Source organism: Klebsiella sp. PK01, from assembly GCF_057624675.1.
Genome location: NZ_JBYEZM010000003.1, coordinates 473284 through 489780, shown reverse-complemented (window position 1 = coordinate 489780; position 16497 = coordinate 473284). Strand labels below are relative to the sequence as shown.

General features: G+C 55.3%; 15 protein-coding genes. 8 read left to right on the top strand and 7 right to left on the bottom strand.

The window, feature by feature from the left end; all coding sequences use genetic code 11:
* The first annotated feature begins 10 nt into the window (after positions 1-10).
* On the top strand, positions 11-910 hold the full coding sequence (locus tag AC22LX_RS11950) for an AraC family transcriptional regulator (RefSeq protein WP_045392143.1): 900 nt from the start codon (positions 11-13) through the stop codon (positions 908-910).
* Positions 911-984: 74 nt separating this feature from the next.
* Here the strand turns inward: AC22LX_RS11950 and yghB are convergent, their stop codons facing one another.
* A complete protein-coding gene (gene yghB / locus AC22LX_RS11945; protein ID WP_045392141.1) occupies positions 985-1644 on the bottom strand; it encodes a DedA family general envelope maintenance protein YghB in 660 nt (219 codons plus the stop codon).
* Positions 1645-1773: 129 nt separating this feature from the next.
* Positions 1774-2961 (bottom strand): cystathionine beta-lyase, encoded by a 1188-nt coding sequence (gene metC / locus AC22LX_RS11940; RefSeq protein ID WP_045392139.1) that lies wholly within the window; start codon positions 2959-2961, stop codon positions 1774-1776.
* 251 nt (positions 2962-3212) lie between these two features.
* On the opposite strand from metC, the gene exbB reads away from it, so the two are divergent.
* The 3 genes from exbB (at position 3213) to AC22LX_RS11925 (ending at position 5002) form a co-directional block, all read left to right on the top strand.
* Positions 3213-3944 carry a tol-pal system-associated acyl-CoA thioesterase gene (gene exbB, locus AC22LX_RS11935; protein WP_015369670.1) on the top strand — a complete coding sequence of 244 codons (732 nt, stop codon included), beginning with the start codon at positions 3213-3215 and terminating at the stop codon, positions 3942-3944.
* Positions 3945-3950: 6 nt separating this feature from the next.
* Positions 3951-4376: a TonB system transport protein ExbD gene (exbD, locus tag AC22LX_RS11930; RefSeq protein WP_015369671.1), complete on the top strand. Its 426-nt coding sequence runs from the start codon at positions 3951-3953 to the stop codon at positions 4374-4376.
* Between the two features lie 131 nt (positions 4377-4507).
* Complete coding sequence (locus AC22LX_RS11925; protein ID WP_032712529.1) at positions 4508-5002, top strand: TIGR00645 family protein; 495 nt, start codon at positions 4508-4510, stop codon at positions 5000-5002.
* A gap of 43 nt (positions 5003-5045) precedes the next feature.
* Here AC22LX_RS11925 and yghU read toward each other — a convergent pair whose 3' ends face one another.
* On the bottom strand, positions 5046-5912 hold the full coding sequence (gene yghU / locus AC22LX_RS11920) for a glutathione-dependent disulfide-bond oxidoreductase (RefSeq protein WP_015703499.1): 867 nt from the start codon (positions 5910-5912) through the stop codon (positions 5046-5048).
* A gap of 49 nt (positions 5913-5961) precedes the next feature.
* A complete protein-coding gene (locus tag AC22LX_RS11915) occupies positions 5962-6522 on the bottom strand; it encodes a DsbA family protein (protein ID WP_015703498.1) in 561 nt (186 codons plus the stop codon).
* 219 nt (positions 6523-6741) lie between these two features.
* Between AC22LX_RS11915 and gss the strand changes: the two genes are divergently transcribed.
* Both gss and AC22LX_RS11905 read left to right on the top strand, forming a co-directional pair.
* Positions 6742-8607, top strand: coding sequence for a bifunctional glutathionylspermidine amidase/synthase (gene gss, locus AC22LX_RS11910; RefSeq protein ID WP_032712528.1), 1866 nt, complete (start codon positions 6742-6744; stop codon positions 8605-8607).
* Between the two features lie 96 nt (positions 8608-8703).
* Positions 8704-9885: an aminotransferase-like domain-containing protein gene (locus AC22LX_RS11905; RefSeq protein WP_045392134.1), complete on the top strand. Its 1182-nt coding sequence runs from the start codon at positions 8704-8706 to the stop codon at positions 9883-9885.
* Between the two features lie 166 nt (positions 9886-10051).
* On the opposite strand, the gene AC22LX_RS11900 is transcribed toward AC22LX_RS11905, so the two are convergent.
* The 3 genes from AC22LX_RS11900 to AC22LX_RS11890 all read right to left on the bottom strand — a co-directional run bounded on the left by AC22LX_RS11900 (position 10052) and on the right by AC22LX_RS11890 (position 13360).
* Positions 10052-10240, bottom strand: a complete 189-nt coding sequence (locus AC22LX_RS11900) for a hypothetical protein (RefSeq protein WP_045392131.1) — start codon at positions 10238-10240, stop codon at positions 10052-10054.
* Between the two features lie 195 nt (positions 10241-10435).
* The gene (locus AC22LX_RS11895) at positions 10436-11818 is read right to left on the bottom strand and encodes an aspartate aminotransferase family protein (RefSeq protein WP_015369680.1); all 1383 of its coding nucleotides are present in this window, start codon (positions 11816-11818) and stop codon (positions 10436-10438) included.
* A 48-nt stretch (positions 11819-11866) separates the two neighbouring features.
* Positions 11867-13360 carry an aldehyde dehydrogenase gene (locus AC22LX_RS11890; RefSeq protein WP_063447603.1) on the bottom strand — a complete coding sequence of 498 codons (1494 nt, stop codon included), beginning with the start codon at positions 13358-13360 and terminating at the stop codon, positions 11867-11869.
* A gap of 630 nt (positions 13361-13990) precedes the next feature.
* Here AC22LX_RS11890 and AC22LX_RS11885 point away from each other — a divergent pair.
* Both AC22LX_RS11885 and AC22LX_RS11880 read left to right on the top strand, forming a co-directional pair.
* A complete protein-coding gene (locus AC22LX_RS11885; RefSeq protein WP_015703484.1) occupies positions 13991-14920 on the top strand; it encodes a LysR substrate-binding domain-containing protein in 930 nt (309 codons plus the stop codon).
* A gap of 310 nt (positions 14921-15230) precedes the next feature.
* On the top strand, positions 15231-16496 hold the full coding sequence (locus AC22LX_RS11880; RefSeq protein ID WP_063447601.1) for a flavin-containing monooxygenase: 1266 nt from the start codon (positions 15231-15233) through the stop codon (positions 16494-16496).
* Position 16497 lies beyond the last annotated feature (1 nt).

Sequence of the window (16497 nt, the reverse complement as noted above, 5' to 3'; positions counted from 1 at the left end):
AGCAGCGAAAATGAACCGTGCCGAGATATGCCAGCTATTAACAGACAAGGTTAACAAACTGAAAGATAAGCAAGAAATGCTAAGTGACCTGCTGCCGGATATCCGTCTGCTGTACGGGACACAGCCGGGCACCCGTACGCCGGTGATGTACCAGCCGGGGATCGTTTTTCTCTTTTCCGGCCATAAAATTGGCTATATCAATGAACGAACCTTCCGTTATGACACCAACGAATACTTACTGTTAACCGTCCCGCTACCGTTCGAATGCGAAACCTTCGCGACTCCGGAAGTGCCGCTGGCGGGAATGCGGTTGAATGTCGATATTTTGCAGTTGCAGGAGCTGCTGATGGATATCGGCGAAGATGAGCTTTTTCAGCCGTCGGTCGCTTCCAGCGGGATCAACTCGGCGGTGCTATCAGAAGAGATCCTCTGTGCGGCGGAACGCCTGTTAGACGTGATGGAGCGACCGCTGGACGCGCGCATTCTCGGCAAACAGATTATCCGCGAGATCCTTTATCACGTCCTGATTGGCCCCTGCGGCGGGGCGCTGCTGGCGCTGGTGAGCCGGCAGACGCACTTTAGCCTGATTAGCCGCGTCCTGAAGCGCATTGAAAGCCAGTACACCGAAAACCTCAGCGTCGACCAGCTGGCGGCGGAAGCGAATATGAGCGTCTCGGCGTTTCACCATAACTTTAAATCGGTTACCAGCACCTCGCCGCTGCAGTATTTGAAGACCTATCGCCTTCATAAGGCCAGAATGCTGATGATTCATGACGGCATGAAAGCCAGCGCGGCGGCGATGCGCGTCGGCTATGAAAGCGCCTCGCAGTTTAGCCGTGAGTTTAAACGCTATTTTGGTATTACACCGGGTGAAGATGCCGCGCGTATTCGCACGATGCAGGGGATTTGATAAGGATGCGGCGCCTGTAGCCCCGGTAAGCGCCAGCGCTACCGGGGATTTTGAGACCATCCGGCGCGAGTGAATCAGGCGCTGCAGTATTTCTTCTTGATAACGACGATAACCGTACCAACGAGGCCGGTTACCAGCAGGGCGATCGGTAAAATCATCAGGCAGGTCATGACCTGGTCTTCGTGGTTTTTCACGAATGGGATCATGCTCAGCGCATAGCCGAGACCGGTGACGACGCCAACCCACAGCAGACCGCTGAGCCAGTTAAAGAACTGGAAACGACGGTTCGGCAGGCCGGAAATACCCGCCATGGTTGGCAGCAGGGTGCGGACAAACGCCAGAAAACGTCCGGCCAGCAGCGCCAGCAGGCCGTGTTTATCAAACATGTTGGTGGCGCGCTGATGATATTTGTGCGGCAGATGCGACAGCCAGCCTTTCACCATAGTGGTATTACCCAGCCAGCGCCCCTGTAAATAGCTCAGCCAGCAGCCGAGGCTGGCGGCGGCGGTCAGAATGGCGAGAGTGGGGACAAAATCCATGACGCCTTTGGCGATTAACGCGCCGGCGAGCAGCAACAGGCTATCGCCCGGTAAAAATGAAGCCGGCAGCAGCCCGTTTTCCAGAAACAGGGTCGCGAACATGACCAGATATACAAAACCCACAACGTGAGGGTTTGCCAATGCGGCAAAATCATGTTGCCACAGCGCGGCGACAATCTCTTGAATGACAACCATGGACTTTCCTAAGTGGTACCGTTTTTCGACTAGTGTACTCCTGAAGCGGCCCGAGCACCTTGATCCCGGGCGCAACAAAAGCGGCCGCTTTTCTGAAAGCGTCCGCTTTTGTTGCCACTTCCTGTCACTTTACACGATACGCGCGAAACCTGCCGCTAAATCCGCCAGCAGATCGTCAACATTTTCTAAACCTATGTGCAGTCGAATAAGAGTGCCGCTGAAATCCACTTCCGCCCCGGGGCGGATGGCCGCGATATGTTCCGGCTGGTTGGCGAGGATCAGTGATTCGAACCCGCCCCACGAGTAGGCCATGCTGAACAGGCTGAAGTTGTCCAGATAGGCTGACAGTTCGGCGTCGGTCAGACGTTTATTAAGGACGAAAGAGAACAGACCGCTGCTGCCGCTAAAATCGCGCTTCCAGAACTCGTGGCCCTTGCTGCCCGGCAGCGCCGGATGATTGACTCGCGCCACCTGAGGGTGCTGCGCCAGCCATTCGGCGACGCGCAGACTGCTTTCATGATGCTGACGCAGGCGGACGCCAAGCGTGCGCAAGCCGCGGCTGGTCATGTAGGCGGTGTCGGCATCGACCATCTGGCCCATCAGATAGGCATTTTCACATAATTGCTCCCAGCAGCGGGCGTTGGCCACCGCGGTGCCGATCATCCCGTCGGAGTGGCCAATTAAATATTTCGTTGCCGCCTGAATAGAGATATCGATACCAAAATCGAGCGCTTTAAACAGTACCCCTGCCGCCCAGGTGTTATCGATCATGATAATGGCTTGCGGCGCGACGCGGCGCACGGCGGCGACGATGGCCGGCACATCATGCACTTCCATGGTGATCGAACCGGGGGATTCAAGAAACACGACTTTAGTATTGGGTTGAATCAGGTTGGCGATATCCGCGCCGATGAGCGGATCGAACCAGCCGGTCGTCACCCCGAGCTTCGCAAGGATCTTAGTGCAGAAGTCCTGGCTGGGTTCATAGGCGGTGTTGGTCATTAACACGTGGTCGCCCTGTTCGACGAAGGCCAGAATCGTGTTGGCGACCGCGGCCGCGCCGCAGGGGAAGAGGGCGCAGCCAGCGCCGCCTTCCAGTTCGCACATGGCTTCCTGCAGCGAAAAGTGGGTTAGCGTGCCGCGGCGGCCATAAAACAGCTCGCCTTTGGCGCGGTTACGGGTGGCGTGTTTTTTAGCCTCGACGGTATCAAACACCAGCGATGAGGCGCGTTGGATAACGCTATTCACCGAACCCTGAGTATATTTTTTGCGGCGCCCGGCGTTGACCAGCGCGGTATCAAGATGTTTATCAGCCATGTTATAGAAACCTGTTTTTATACGTCTGGACGTCTAAACTACCATGAATACCGGTTTGTGTACCGGGCCGGAAACGATACAGGCAAAAATTTTCCCGAAACCGGCGTCAGCCGCTTTTTTACTGCGTAAGCGCAAAGAAAATAAACGTGATTTGCTGCACAGTGTAAATACTAATGAGAACCACTATCAATTCGATGTCGTTTTGATATTATTATGCTCAGTTTTTGTGATTGACGTCCTGGAGAAACAGTGTGGGTAATAATTTGATGCAGGCGGATCTCTCCGTTTGGGGTATGTATCATCACGCCGATATTGTCGTTAAGGTTGTGATGATTGGCTTGATTCTGGCTTCGGTAGTCACCTGGGCTATCTTCTTCGGCAAGGGCGCCGAAATGTTGTCCAGCAAGCGTCGCCTCAAGCGTGAGCAGCAGCAGCTCAGCGAAGCGCGTTCTCTCGATCAGGCTAACACTATCGCGAATGGATTCCATGCTAAAAGCCTGACCACTCAGCTGATTAACGAAGCCAATAATGAGCTGGAACTGTCGGCAGGCGTGGATGACAACGAAGGCATTAAAGAACGTACCGGTTTCCGCCTTGAGCGCCGCGTGGCGCAGGTTGGCCGCTATATGGGCCGCGGCAACGGTTATCTGGCGACTATCGGCGCCATCTCTCCGTTCGTCGGCCTGTTCGGTACCGTCTGGGGCATCATGAACAGCTTTATCGGTATCGCGCAAACGCAGACCACTAACCTCGCGGTTGTCGCGCCGGGTATCGCTGAAGCGCTGCTGGCAACGGCGATTGGTCTGTTTGCCGCGATCCCGGCGGTGGTTATCTACAACGTTTTCGCCCGCATGATTGCCAGCTACAAAGCCTCTCTCGGCGATGTGGCCGCGCAGATTATGCTGCTGCAAAGCCGTGACCTTGACCTGAACGCCAGTGGTTCTCAGCCGCTGCGTCCGGCGCAGAAATTACGGGTAGGTTGATCCGCTATGGCGATGCATTTTAACGAAAACCTCGATGATAACGGCGAAATGCACGACATTAACGTGACGCCGTTTATCGACGTCATGTTGGTGCTGTTGATTATCTTCATGGTGGCGGCGCCGCTGGCCACCGTGGACGTCAAAGTCAATCTGCCTGCCTCATCCAGCCAGCCGCAGCCGCGTCCGGAAAAACCGATTTATCTGTCGGTGAAAGCCGACAAATCGATGTTCCTCGGCAACGATCCGGTGACCGAAGAGAGCGTGATTGCCTCGCTGGACGCGCTGACTCAGGGTAAGAAAGACACCACCGTGTTCTTCCGCGCCGACAAAACCGTCGACTACGAGACGATGATGAAAGTGATGGATACGCTGCATCAGGCCGGTTACCTGAAAATTGGTCTGGTGGGCGAAGAGACCGTCAAAGCGAAGTAATTTCCCCCAGGATATCTCCCGAAAGGCCAACACTGCGTTGGCCTTTTTTATTTCCCCGCCGCCTGCACACCGTTTTGATATGGACCAGCTGCGATATAATGGCCGCCATTTTTACAAACTGACAGGACCTTATGGAACGCTTTCTGGAAAACGCTATTTATGCTTCGCGCTGGCTGCTGGCGCCGGTTTATTTCGGCCTCTCGCTGGGGCTTATCGCGCTATCGATAAAATTTTTTCAGGAGATATTCCACATCCTGCCGCATATCTTCAGCGTCGGCGAGTCGGATCTGATTCTGACGCTGCTTTCGCTGGTCGATATGACGCTGGTGGGCGGGCTGCTGGTGATGGTGATGTTTTCCGGTTATGAAAACTTCGTCTCGACGCTGGATATTAACGAAGGTAAAGAGAAGCTCAACTGGCTTGGCAAAATGGATGCGACATCGCTGAAAAACAAGGTGGCGGCGTCGATTGTGGCTATCTCTTCCATTCATCTGCTGCGGGTGTTTATGGATGCGAAGAACGTGCCGGATAACAAGCTGATGTGGTACGTCATTATCCATCTCACATTTGTGCTGTCAGCCTTTGTGATGGGCTATCTCGATCGCCTGACCAAGGTAAAACACTGATGTGACAACTTACCCGGCAGCTCCGCGCCGCCGGGTAAGGGCATCACGCCTGGCGCTTGTCTTCGGTCTGCGTGTCGAAATCGCGGGCGTCGTGGCGCTCGTGCAACTGCTCGTCGAGCGGGCCATTGGTGCGGTTAACCATCCGTCCGCGCTTCACCGCCGGGCGATTGCCCACATCCTGCGCCCAGCGCAGCACGTTAACGTAACTGCCGGCATCGAGGAATTCCGCGGCGTTATAGACGTTGCCCAGCACCACGTTGCCGTACCACGGCCAGATCGCCATATCGGCGATGGTGTACTCTTCCCCCGCCACAAAGCGGCCGCGCGCCAGCTGCTTATCCAGCACGTCGAGCTGACGTTTCGCTTCCATGGTAAAGCGGTCGATGGCGTACTCGATTTTCACCGGCGCATAGTTATAGAAGTGGCCAAAGCCGCCGCCGAGGAACGGCGCTGCGCCCTGTAGCCAGAACAGCCAGTTCAGCGTTTCGGTGCGCCCGGCCGGGTCTTTCGGCAGGAAGAAACCAAATTTTTCCGCCAGATAGAGCAGGATGCTGCCGGATTCAAATACCCGGGTCGGCGGAGTGGTGGAGTGGTCGCTCAGCGCCGGGATCTTCGAGTTTGGGTTCACTTCGACAAAGCCGCTGGAGAACTGATCGCCTTCGCCGATACGAATCAGCCAGGCGTCATACTCAGCGCCAGCCACGCCCAGCGCCAGCAGCTCTTCCAGCATGATAGTCACTTTCTGCCCGTTCGGCGTGCCCAGCGAATAGAGCTGTAGCGGGTGATTGCCAACGGGCAGCACTTTTTCATGCGTCGCGCCGGAAACCGGACGGTTGATATTGGCGAACGCGCCGCCGTTATTCTGTTTCCATTCCCATACTTTCGGTGGTTGGTATTGATTGTCGGACATACTGACCTGCCTCTTTAGTAAGGTGTACAAAAAAGTCTAGCAGCTAATCTCAGGCCATAATCCGCGCGGCCCACACGCTGACGTCATCGCCGCTGCCGAGATCGGGCTGCACCAGGCCGTTGACCATAAACGTCGGCGACACATGGATGCCGTTCTGGCGGGCGTATTTACTGTGCCATTTGATTTCGTTTTGCAGCTCAGGGCGGGCAAATGCCGCCGCCAGCGACACGTGGCTATAGCGCTCAAGGCGCTCGATAATTTGCTGCGGAGTGGTATTCATATTCGGCCCGCTGCAGTGGTCGGTGAATTCAAACTCTTCACGATGATCGGCGACCGCCTGCAGGACTTTGTGCGCCTGCTCTCTGCCGTGCGGCAGGGTGGAGGCGGCCAGCACGCAGCGCACGATTACCCCGGAAAACAGATGCCACGGCTGGGACTGCAGGCGAATCTTAATCGTGACGTTCTCGGCGCCGACTTCATCCAGCAATTCATCAAGCTTGTTGAAGGCGCGAACGGAAAACGGACAGGTTGGTTCGAGGAATACTTCAAAAGTCCGCGGGCCATGTCCCCAGACCAGCGGCTGGGCATTGAGATGCGAAGGTGCGCTCATTGTCGACTCCTGATGTAGTGATGTTTTTTTGTTATGTGTTGGCTAACAATATCACTTTTGCCAATGGACGCCGGGTTATTTTCTATAAGGGCACGTTTAGCTAATCGAATGAGTGGTATCATCATTTCACCTCTGTCTGGTAAGTGCCTGCGGCAGGATAAGAAGAGGGAGTTTTGTTCCGCCAACTGCCCGGGCTGCATTAATTTGAGGTCAGGCTAAATGAGTAAAGGATCGACCAGTATTGACGCCCCTTTCGGCACGCTTTTAGGCTACGCGCCGGGCGGCGTGGCAATTTATTCTTCGAATTACAGTAGCTTAAATCCACAAGATTATCCGGATGACGCCGCTTTCCGCAGCTATATCGGCAATGAGTATATGGGGCATAAATGGCAGTGCGTGGAGTTCGCGCGGCGCTTTTTATTCCTCACCTACGGCTTTGTCTTTACCGACGTCGGTATGGCTTACGAAATCTTCTCGCTGCGCTTTCTGCGCGAAGTGGTCAATGACAACATTCTTCCCCTGCAGGCCTTCGCCAACGGCTCGCGCCGTCCGCCGATCGCCGGTTCGCTGCTGATCTGGCAGAAGGGCGGCGAGTTTAAACATACCGGACACGTGGCGGTGATTACGCAACTGGTAGGGAATAAGGTCCGTATCGCCGAGCAGAACGTCATCCACGCGCCGCTGCCGCAGGGCCAGCAGTGGACCCGCGAGCTAACGCTGGAAGTGAAAGACGGCGTCTATACCATCAAAGATACTTTTGCCGATACCGAAATTTTAGGCTGGATGATCCAGACCGCCGATACCGAGCACAGCCTGCCGCAGCCGGTGCTGCCGGGCGAGGAGATGAAAATCAGCGGCGCGCGGCTGCCGAATAAAGGCCAGTTCCGCGGTAACTGGCTCAATGAGAAAGACGCGCTGCAAAAGGCCTATGTTGAAGCCAACGGTCATTTCATCAATCAGGATCCCTACCAGTACTTCACCATCAGCGAGAGCGCCGAACAGGAACTGATTAAAGCGACCAATGAACTGCATCTGATGTATCTGCACGCCACTGATAAGGTGATGAAGGATGACAACCTGCTGGCGCTGTTCGATATTCCGAAAATTCTCTGGCCTCGTCTGCGCCTCTCGTGGCAGCGCCGCCGTCATCATATGATTACCGGGCGCATGGATTTCTGCATGGATGAGCGCGGGCTGAAGGTGTACGAATACAACGCCGACTCTGCCTCTTGCCATACGGAAGGCGGATTGATCCTCGAACAGTGGCTGAAACAGGGCTATCGCGGTACCGGCCATAATCCGGCGGAAAATCTGCTTGAGGAGCTGGCGGGGGCGTGGAAGCACAGCCGCGCGCGGCCGTTCGTGCACATCATGCAGGATAAGGATCTTGAAGAGAACTACCATGCCCAGTTTATTCAGCGTTCGCTAACCGAGGCGGGCTTTGAGAGCAAAATTCTCTTTGGCCTTGATGAACTGCGCTGGGATGCCGCCGGGCAGCTTATCGATGGCGATGGCCGCTTGGTTAACTGCGTGTGGAAGACCTGGGCATGGGAAACCGCCATCGAGCAGGTGCGTGAAGTCAGCGCCGATGAGTATGCAGCAGTGCCGATTCGTACCGGTCATCCGCAAAATGAGGTGCGCCTGATTGACGTCCTGCTGCGCCCTGAAGTATTGGTATTCGAACCGCTGTGGACGGTTATCCCCGGCAACAAGGCAATTCTGCCGGTGCTGTGGTCGCTGTTCCCACATCATCGTTATCTGCTGGATACCGATTTTGTGGTCAATGACGAGCTGGCGAAAACCGGTTATGCGGTCAAACCGATCTCCGGGCGCTGCGGTAATAACATCGATCTGATAAGCCCGCACGATGAGGTATTGGATCAGACCAGCGGGCAATTTGTCGATCGCAAAAATATTTACCAGCAGCTGTGGTGTCTGCCGAAGGTTGACGGCAAGTACATTCAGGTGTGCACCTTCACGGTGGGCGGTAACTATGGCGGTACCTGCCTGCGCGGCGATGATTCGCTGGTGGTGAAAAAAGAGAGCGATATTGAGCCATTAGTCGTGCTGAAAGACGACGAGTAACGGCCGCAAACCGGGCAGCGGCTAGTATCGCTGCCCGGCACCTGCAAAGCTACAACGAACAACTAACACAACAACAAGATAGAAAAGGAAAAGCATATGCACGATCGGCGCCTCGCCGCCCGCGCGGGTGAACTTAAGCCCTCCGCCGTCCGCGAACTTCTCAAACACAGTAAACTGCCTGGCGTCATTTCGCTTGGCGGCGGTATTCCGGCTCCGGAACTGTTTGATACCGAAGGTCTCAACCTCGCGGTGCAAAAGGTGATGAGTGAACGTTTTAATGATGCGTTCCAGTACGGCCTTACCGAAGGATATCCGCCGCTGCGCCAGGCGGTGAGCGAAATCTGCCAGTCGCGCGGCGTGGCCTGCTCGGCAAGCCAGGTGTATATCACCTCCGGTTCGCAGCAATCGCTGGATATCATTGCCCGCACGCTGCTCGATCCGGGCGATGCGGTCGTCGTTGAACGTCCGACCTACCTTGCCGCGCTGCAGGTATTCCAGCTGGCGCAGGCGAATATCCTGAGCGTCGATACCGACGATAACGGCATGCTGGTTGAACAACTGGCCGATCTGCTGGAAACCACTAAGGTTAAAGCGGTCTATCTGGTGCCGACATTTGGCAACCCCGGCGGTAAAACCCTCAGCGACGATCGCCGCCAGCGGCTGGTGGCGCTAGCGAAGCAACATGATTTTGTGATCATCGAAGACGATCCCTACGGCGAAATCAGCTTCACCGATAAAGTGCGTCGTCCGCTGTATCAACATGCGATCGAACAAGGCTGTGAAGAACGGGTGGTGTACACCTCCACGTTCTCCAAGATCCTTGCGCCGGGAATGCGTATCGGCTGGATCGTGATGCCGGAATGGCTGGCGCATCAGGCGGTGATCGTGAAGCAGGCGGCGGATCTGCATACTAATATGCTCTCTCAGGTTATCACCGCTGAGTATCTGGAAATGAATCGCCTGAACGATCAGATCGCTCTGATCCGCGAAGACTACCGCAAGAAGTGCGTGGCGCTGGCTGATGCGCTGGAAAGTCGTCTTGGCGAGCATCTTGAGTTTAGCCGCCCGGAAGGGGGAATGTTCCTCTGGGCCCGTTTCCGCTATCCGTTCGATACCATGGCGTGGCTGGAGAAGACGCTGGAAAACGGCGTGGTTTACGTACCTGGTGAAGCGTTCTACAACGATAATCCGGATACCCGCACGCTGCGTCTTTCCTATTCGACGGTTTCTGAAGCCGGTCTGCTGACCGCCGTCGAACGTCTGGCGAAATCGCTGTAATCTTTTGTCTCCGCACCGATGACCGGTGCGGAGAGCTTTAAATCGGGGGAGGGTTTACTCCTGCTCGGCGATGCGATCGTCAAGCCAGATGAGCATCAGGGAAGAGAGAAAAGCGACAGCAATAGTGCCAATAAACAACAACATAAAGATTTCCTCAGGGGTTTTATTATTTTTCTAATGTAACCGGTGAGTGGCTATTTTTGTTTGCAAAGGTGATTTTGGTGTCATGCTGCGCTGTTGCAAGGGTGAAAAAATCATCAGCGTCAACATCGAAATTCAGTACTATTTCCCGGTACTTTCTGGCGTTAACTAATTCTTTAGCTTCTTTCATACTACTGGCGATAATAGTAGGCATCAGTTTCATCTCAGTTTGAAAACTAGCAGCAAAATAAAAGCTTGTTCGTATCAGATCAACATTTTTTTGCCGACGCTCTAAAAGCGCATCTCATGACGGTCTGCTGATACCCGGAATCCTGCTAAGTGGAATGCAGGTAAAAACGGAGGCCGAAGGCCTCCGCTAAAAGATAATCAAAAGCAGTAAGTAAATGACTTATAGCAGGCCAATCTCTTTAGCGGTACGGTCAACGGCACGCTTGGTTTTTTCAACCAGTTCATCGAGTTCGCTATGTCCGGCAATCAGCGCCGGCGCCATGATCATGCGCCCCAGCGTTGAGCGGATGATCACGCCTTCTTCAAAGCCGATGGTGCGACAGCGCCAGGCCAGTTCGTTCTCGTTGGCAAAGCGTTTGCGGGTCGCTTTATCTTCGGCAAACTGCAGGGCGGCCACCAGTCCGGCGCCCTGCACCTCGCCAATGAGCGGATGGTTTTCAAACACTTCGCGCAGCGTTTTTTGCAGATAGGGGCCGCTATCGGTGCGAACCCGGGTGACATGATTCTCATCGCGTAAGGCTTTCAGGTTGGCAATCGCCACCGCGGCCGCCACCGGGTGGCCGGAATAGGTCAGACCGTGTGGGAAAACGCCGCCTTTTTCTACCAGCACGTCGGCCATGCGCTTGCTCAGTACCAGCCCGCCCATTGGTACGTAACCAGAAGTCAGCCCCTTGGCAATCGACAGCGTATCCGGTTCAAAGCCGAAGTACTGATGTGCAAACCACTCGCCGGTACGGCCAAAGCCGCCAATCACCTCATCGGCGCACAGCAGCACGTCATATTGCCGGCAGATACGCTGGATCTCCGGCCAGTAGCTTTCCGGCGGGAAGATCATCCCGCCCGCTCCCTGGAACGGTTCGGCGATAAAGCCGGCGACGTTTTCCGCGCCCAGTTCCAGGATCTTCTCTTCCAGTTGGCGGGCGCAGCGCAGGCCGAACTCCTGCGGCGTCAGGTCGCCGCCGTGCATAAACCAGTAGGGTTCATCGATATGAGCCACGTCCGGGATCACGCCGCCCATTTCATGCATGAACTTCATGCCGCCGAGCCCGCTTGCCGCCAGCGTGGAGCCGTGATAGCCGTTCCAGCGGCCAATCATCACCTTTTTCTCCGGCTTGCCGAGGATCTGCCAGTAGCGGCGAACGGTGCGAATCAGCACTTCATTCGATTCCGAACCGGAGTTGGTGTAGATAGCGTGGCTGTAGTGCGGCGGAAGCAGGCTAAACAGCAGCTCGGAAAGCTCGATAACCGCCGGGTGGGTCGTGTGGAAGAACATGTTGTAATAGGGCAGTTTGGCAAACTGCGCCGCGGCGGCGTCCGCCAGATCCTGGCGGCTGTAGCCCAACTGGGTACACCACAGGCCGGACATCCCATCGAGGTATTTATTCCCGTCATTGTCCCACAGGTATAACCCTTCGCCGCGTACCATCACGCGCGCCCCTTCGGCGTTCAGCGCTTTTTGATCCAGGAAGGCGTGAATATGGTGAGCCGCATCTGAATGTTGATAATCGGACGTCGAACGGTTCTGATTGCTTGGATTAGTCATTTCGTCTCTCCTGTCTGCTGAAACTGAAAAAGTGATGCAGGCTGCGGCCTACTCGCGAAATTGAAACCAGGTGGTTTTGAGGCTGGTGAATTTATCAAAGGCATGTAGAGACAGATCGCGGCCAAAGCCCGACTGCTTGTTGCCGCCAAAGGGAACGGTGACGTCCAGCGCATCGACGGTATTTACCGAGATTGTTCCGGCGGTCAGCTGCGCGGCGACGCGATGGGCGCGGTGCAGATTGTCGGTCCACAGCGAGGCGGCCAGCGCATAGATATGGTTATTCGCCAGATGAACCGCCTCCTTCTCGCTATCGAAGGCGCAAACCGCCAGCACCGGACCAAAAATCTCCTCTTTCCACAGCGCCATCTCTTCGTTTACGTCGGCCAGCAGCGTCGGCTGAACGTAGTTGGCGACGCCGTCTATTTCCACCGTACGGCCGCCGGTAAGCAGCGTTGCGCCCTCGTCTTGCGCGCGGCGGATAGCCGCCATCACTTTTTCGGCATGGGCGGCGCTGACCATGGCCCCCATGCGGGTTTGCGGATCGAGCGGATGCGCCGGAGCCCAGGCCTGCATTTTTTCCTGTAGTTTGGCAATGAAGGCCGCGTAAATCGGGCGCTCAACCAACAGGCGGGAGTTTGCGGAGCAGACTTCGCCCTGGTTAAAACAGATGCCGAAGGCTGCTTTTTCAGCGGCCAGGTCGAGATCCTGGCAGTCGGCGAAGATGATATTGGCGCTCTTGCCGCCGCACTCCAGCCATACCTGTTTCAGATTGGACTGGGCCGAATAGGCCATAAAGGCTTTGCCGACGGCGGTTGAGCCGGTGAAGGCGATGACATCGATATCGTGATGCAGTCCCAGCGCGCTCCCGGTTTCGGTGCCCAGCCCGGTCACCACGTTAAGCACGCCTGGCGGAATACCGGCCTCCAGCGCCAGCTCGCCCAGACGCAGGGCGCTAAACGGCGAGTTTTCCGAGGGCTTGAGGATCACGCTATTGCCGGCGGCCAGCGCCGGACCCAACTTCCAGGAGGCGAGGTCGAGCGGGAAGTTCCACGGTACGATGGCGGCAACCACGCCGATGGGCTGGCGGGTGATGGTCGCCAGCGCGCCGGGCCTGGTGGGAGCCACTTCATCGTAGAGTTTATCTACGCTTTCGGCATACCAGCTGAGGATGTGCGCGGCGCCGGGGACATCAATATTCAGCGCATCGTTGACCGGTTTCCCCATGCTGACGCTCTCCAGCAGCGCCAGCTCTTCTCGATGTTGAAGGATCAGCGCCGACAGGCGCAGCAGCGCGCGTTTACGTTCCTGTGGCGCCAGACCTGACCAAACGCCGGAGGTAAAAGCGCGACGCGCGGAGGCGACGGCGATATCGATATCTTCCGTCTGCAGCGAGGTGACTTCCGCCAGCAGCGTATTGCTGGCTGGGTTAATGGCGGGACAGGTTTTACGGCTTTTCGCGACGTACGGTTGACCATCGATAATGGCGTGGCTGATAAAGCGCTGCTCCTGCAGCCTGCGCTGCCAAAAGTTTCTATCAGACATGAACCTTCTCCTTCGCATGTTGCGTAATTGTTATTTATTTGTTTCTTTGAGTTCATGATGCAGGAGGGCAATGCGGCGAGAAAGGACTAAAAATCTAGGCAACCTCTATAAAAATCGTTGTTAGCCAGGATTGGCGATTTTCTGTGATCCAGGGCGGGAGGTCGTGCGCTGTGATGGCGCTCAAATAACGGGGACGTGCGATTTTTCAATAAGCTGTAATTCAAAGAGTTTTTATTTGCGATCAGTTTTCTGCAACCCCGGATCCTGCGTGCTTTTGGCGATATTAAATATTCTCAAATTAAGGTGTTGAGAATATAAATACTAATTAAGGCAAAATGAATAACGATGATACGTTCGACCTCACCAGCGCGTTTTAATGAGCGTAAGCATAATTAATACGTTGTAATATAAGGTAGTTATATGCCTTGTTTTTTCTCATCCTGTTTATACTGGCCGAAGTATTATCCTCCGGCGCTCGCAATTTTCTCGCCAGGTATCTGTTAATTTTCTGTAAAAATCTGATCGCTGTCGGATTGTTGATCTTTTTCACGGCAGAGGGTTGCAGGCCAGGGTGTTCATCGTTTAAAGCTAACCAGCCTGCCTCCTTGATGATAAAAAATAAGGTATCACATGCCCCATTTCACCCTGAAACAGCTCAAATACTTTGTTGCCGTCGTCGAGGCGGAAAGTATTGCTGAAGCCTCACGCCAGCTGCATATCGCGCAGCCGTCGATTTCCATCGCCGTGAAGACGCTGGAAGATATGTTTGAACAGCAGTTTTTTATTCGCCACCACGCCCAGGGGGTATCAATGACCCCGAGCGGACAGCGTTTTTATGAAAAAGCCAAAGAACTGCTGCGGCTCTCTTATCAATTTGAACAAAACTCGAAGGCCGATAATGAGCTGGTCTCCGGGATTATTTCCATCGGCTGTTTCGAGACCGCCGCGCCGCTGTATATGCCGTCGTTGATGGCCGGATTTAAGAAAATTTATCCGGAAATCACCATTAAAATTTACGACGGCGAGCAGCATGAGATTGCACACGGCCTGCACCGCGGGCGTTTTGACCTGGCTTTTCTCTACGACCTCGAACTGGATACCTCGATTTATACCGAGAGCCTCAATGCGCCGCAGAAGCCCTATGCGCTGTTACCGGCGGATCATCCCCTGGCCCAGCGGCACGCCGTGCGGCTGTCCGAGCTGAGCAATCTGCCAATGATCCTGTTGGATGTGGTACCGAGCAAAAACTACTTCATCAGCATTTTCAAAGATAAGGGCTACAACCCGCAGGTGGCCTACAGTTCGCCGTCGATTGAGATGGTGCGCTGCATGGTCGGCCAGGGGCTGGGCTTCTCGGTGCTGGTGACGCGTCCGGTGAACGACATGACCTATGACGGCCAGCAGGTACGCTGTGTGGAGATTCAGGATGAAATGGCGAATTCCGCGCTGGTGATGGCCCATCTGCGCAGTAGCGAACCGACCAAACCGACCAAACTGTTTATGGAGTATTGCCGCAACGCGGTATTAAGCCCGCCGCAGCAAGAAGTGAAAGTCGCCTGAATGAGCAAATTTACCCGCCATTAGCGCGGGTAAATATATTCATGTGGTATTTTCTGCGTTTTATTGCCTATAAAAAAACGAAGCTCTGACGATATTTTTATGAGCCTCGAAAGTCATGGTTGTTTTTCCTTTCAAAATCTCATGCCTGAAAAATAAATACTGCGTATTAGCGTGGCGGAAATGGCCTGGCGGCGGGGCGAATCCGCTGCATCATTATTTTATTCTCAGGTGCTAAATTTATAATAATTTACCTGTGCATAACGGTTTATTAACCTCGGTCATGAGCAGAACATCACCGAAGGACATATTTATGACCGTAGAAAAAATACAAATCGAGACGCTGGTTGTTGGTGGGGGGCAGGCCGGTATCGCCATGAGCGAGCACCTGAGCAAACAGGGTATTTCGCATCTGGTCGTGGAAAAGAATCGCATTGCCGAAGCCTGGCGTACCGGCCGCTGGGATTCGCTGGTGGCGAACGGCCCGGCGTGGCATGACCGTTTTCCGGGCATGGAGTTTAAAGGCGGCGACCCCGATGCCTTTATTGCCAAGGATGATGTTGCGCAATACTTTGTCGATTATGTGCGCGAGTTTAATCTTCCGGTCCGTACCGGCGTGGAAGTCAAAAGTGCGGTGCGTAACCACGGGCGTCCGGGGTTTACCATTGAAACCACCGACGGCGTGATTGAAGCGCTGAATATTGTCGCGGCGACCGGGCCGTTCCAGAAGCCGGTTATCCCGCCGATCGCTCCGCGCGACAGCGCCATCCATCAAATTCATTCGGCGAAATATTACAACCCGCAGCAACTGCCGGAAGGCGCGGTGCTGGTGGTGGGCGCGGGCTCGTCCGGCGTGCAAATCGCCGATGAACTGCAGCGCGCAGGCCGCAAGGTTTATCTGTCGGTCGGCGCCCATGACCGCCCGCCGCGCGCCTATCGTAACCGGGATTTCTGCTGGTGGCTGGGGGTATTAGGCCTGTGGGATGCCCCGGCCAGCGAACCCGGTAAAGAGCACGTCACCATCGCGGTTAGCGGCGCGCACGGCGGCCACACGGTTGATTTCCGCGAGCTGGCGCATCGTGGTATCACGCTGGTTGGTCTCACCGAATCCTTCGCCGGGGGAACCGTCTCCTTTAAAAATAATCTCGTCGAAAACATTCGCCTCGGCGATGAAAACTATCTGGCGCTGCTGGATGCCGCCGATGCTTACATTGCCGCCAATGGCCTGGATTTACCGGAAGAGCCCGCCGCGCGGCAATTCTTAACGGACCCGGACTGCATGACGTCGCCGATCCTCTCGCTCGATCTGGCGCAGGCGGGGATTAACACCATTATCTGGGCTACCGGCTATGCGGTGGACTACAGCTGGCTCAACGTCAACGCTTTCAACGAACAGGGTCGCCCTCAGCATCAGCGCGGCGTCTCCAGCGAGCCGGGCGTCTACTTCCTCGGCCTGCCGTGGTTATCGCGCCGGGGATCAACCTTTATCTGGGGCGTCTGGCACGACGCGAAGCATATCGCCGACCATATCGCCACCCGCCGTAAATACAGCCAGTACAAAGACGCCAGCCAGCGTTAAT

Coding starts and splice junctions, on each gene's coding strand:
- AC22LX_RS11950 (WP_045392143.1), top strand. CDS start 11: ATGAACCGTGCCGAGATATGCCAGCTATTAACAGACAAGGTTAACAAA.
- yghB (WP_045392141.1), bottom strand. CDS start 1,644: ATGGTTGTCATTCAAGAGATTGTCGCCGCGCTGTGGCAACATGATTTT.
- metC (WP_045392139.1), bottom strand. CDS start 2,961: ATGGCTGATAAACATCTTGATACCGCGCTGGTCAACGCCGGGCGCCGC.
- exbD (WP_015369671.1), top strand. CDS start 3,951: ATGGCGATGCATTTTAACGAAAACCTCGATGATAACGGCGAAATGCAC.
- AC22LX_RS11925 (WP_032712529.1), top strand. CDS start 4,508: ATGGAACGCTTTCTGGAAAACGCTATTTATGCTTCGCGCTGGCTGCTG.
- yghU (WP_015703499.1), bottom strand. CDS start 5,912: ATGTCCGACAATCAATACCAACCACCGAAAGTATGGGAATGGAAACAG.
- AC22LX_RS11915 (WP_015703498.1), bottom strand. CDS start 6,522: ATGAGCGCACCTTCGCATCTCAATGCCCAGCCGCTGGTCTGGGGACAT.
- gss (WP_032712528.1), top strand. CDS start 6,742: ATGAGTAAAGGATCGACCAGTATTGACGCCCCTTTCGGCACGCTTTTA.
- AC22LX_RS11905 (WP_045392134.1), top strand. CDS start 8,704: ATGCACGATCGGCGCCTCGCCGCCCGCGCGGGTGAACTTAAGCCCTCC.
- AC22LX_RS11900 (WP_045392131.1), bottom strand. CDS start 10,240: ATGCCTACTATTATCGCCAGTAGTATGAAAGAAGCTAAAGAATTAGTT.
- AC22LX_RS11895 (WP_015369680.1), bottom strand. CDS start 11,818: ATGACTAATCCAAGCAATCAGAACCGTTCGACGTCCGATTATCAACAT.
- AC22LX_RS11890 (WP_063447603.1), bottom strand. CDS start 13,360: ATGTCTGATAGAAACTTTTGGCAGCGCAGGCTGCAGGAGCAGCGCTTT.
- AC22LX_RS11885 (WP_015703484.1), top strand. CDS start 13,991: ATGCCCCATTTCACCCTGAAACAGCTCAAATACTTTGTTGCCGTCGTC.
- AC22LX_RS11880 (WP_063447601.1), top strand. CDS start 15,231: ATGACCGTAGAAAAAATACAAATCGAGACGCTGGTTGTTGGTGGGGGG.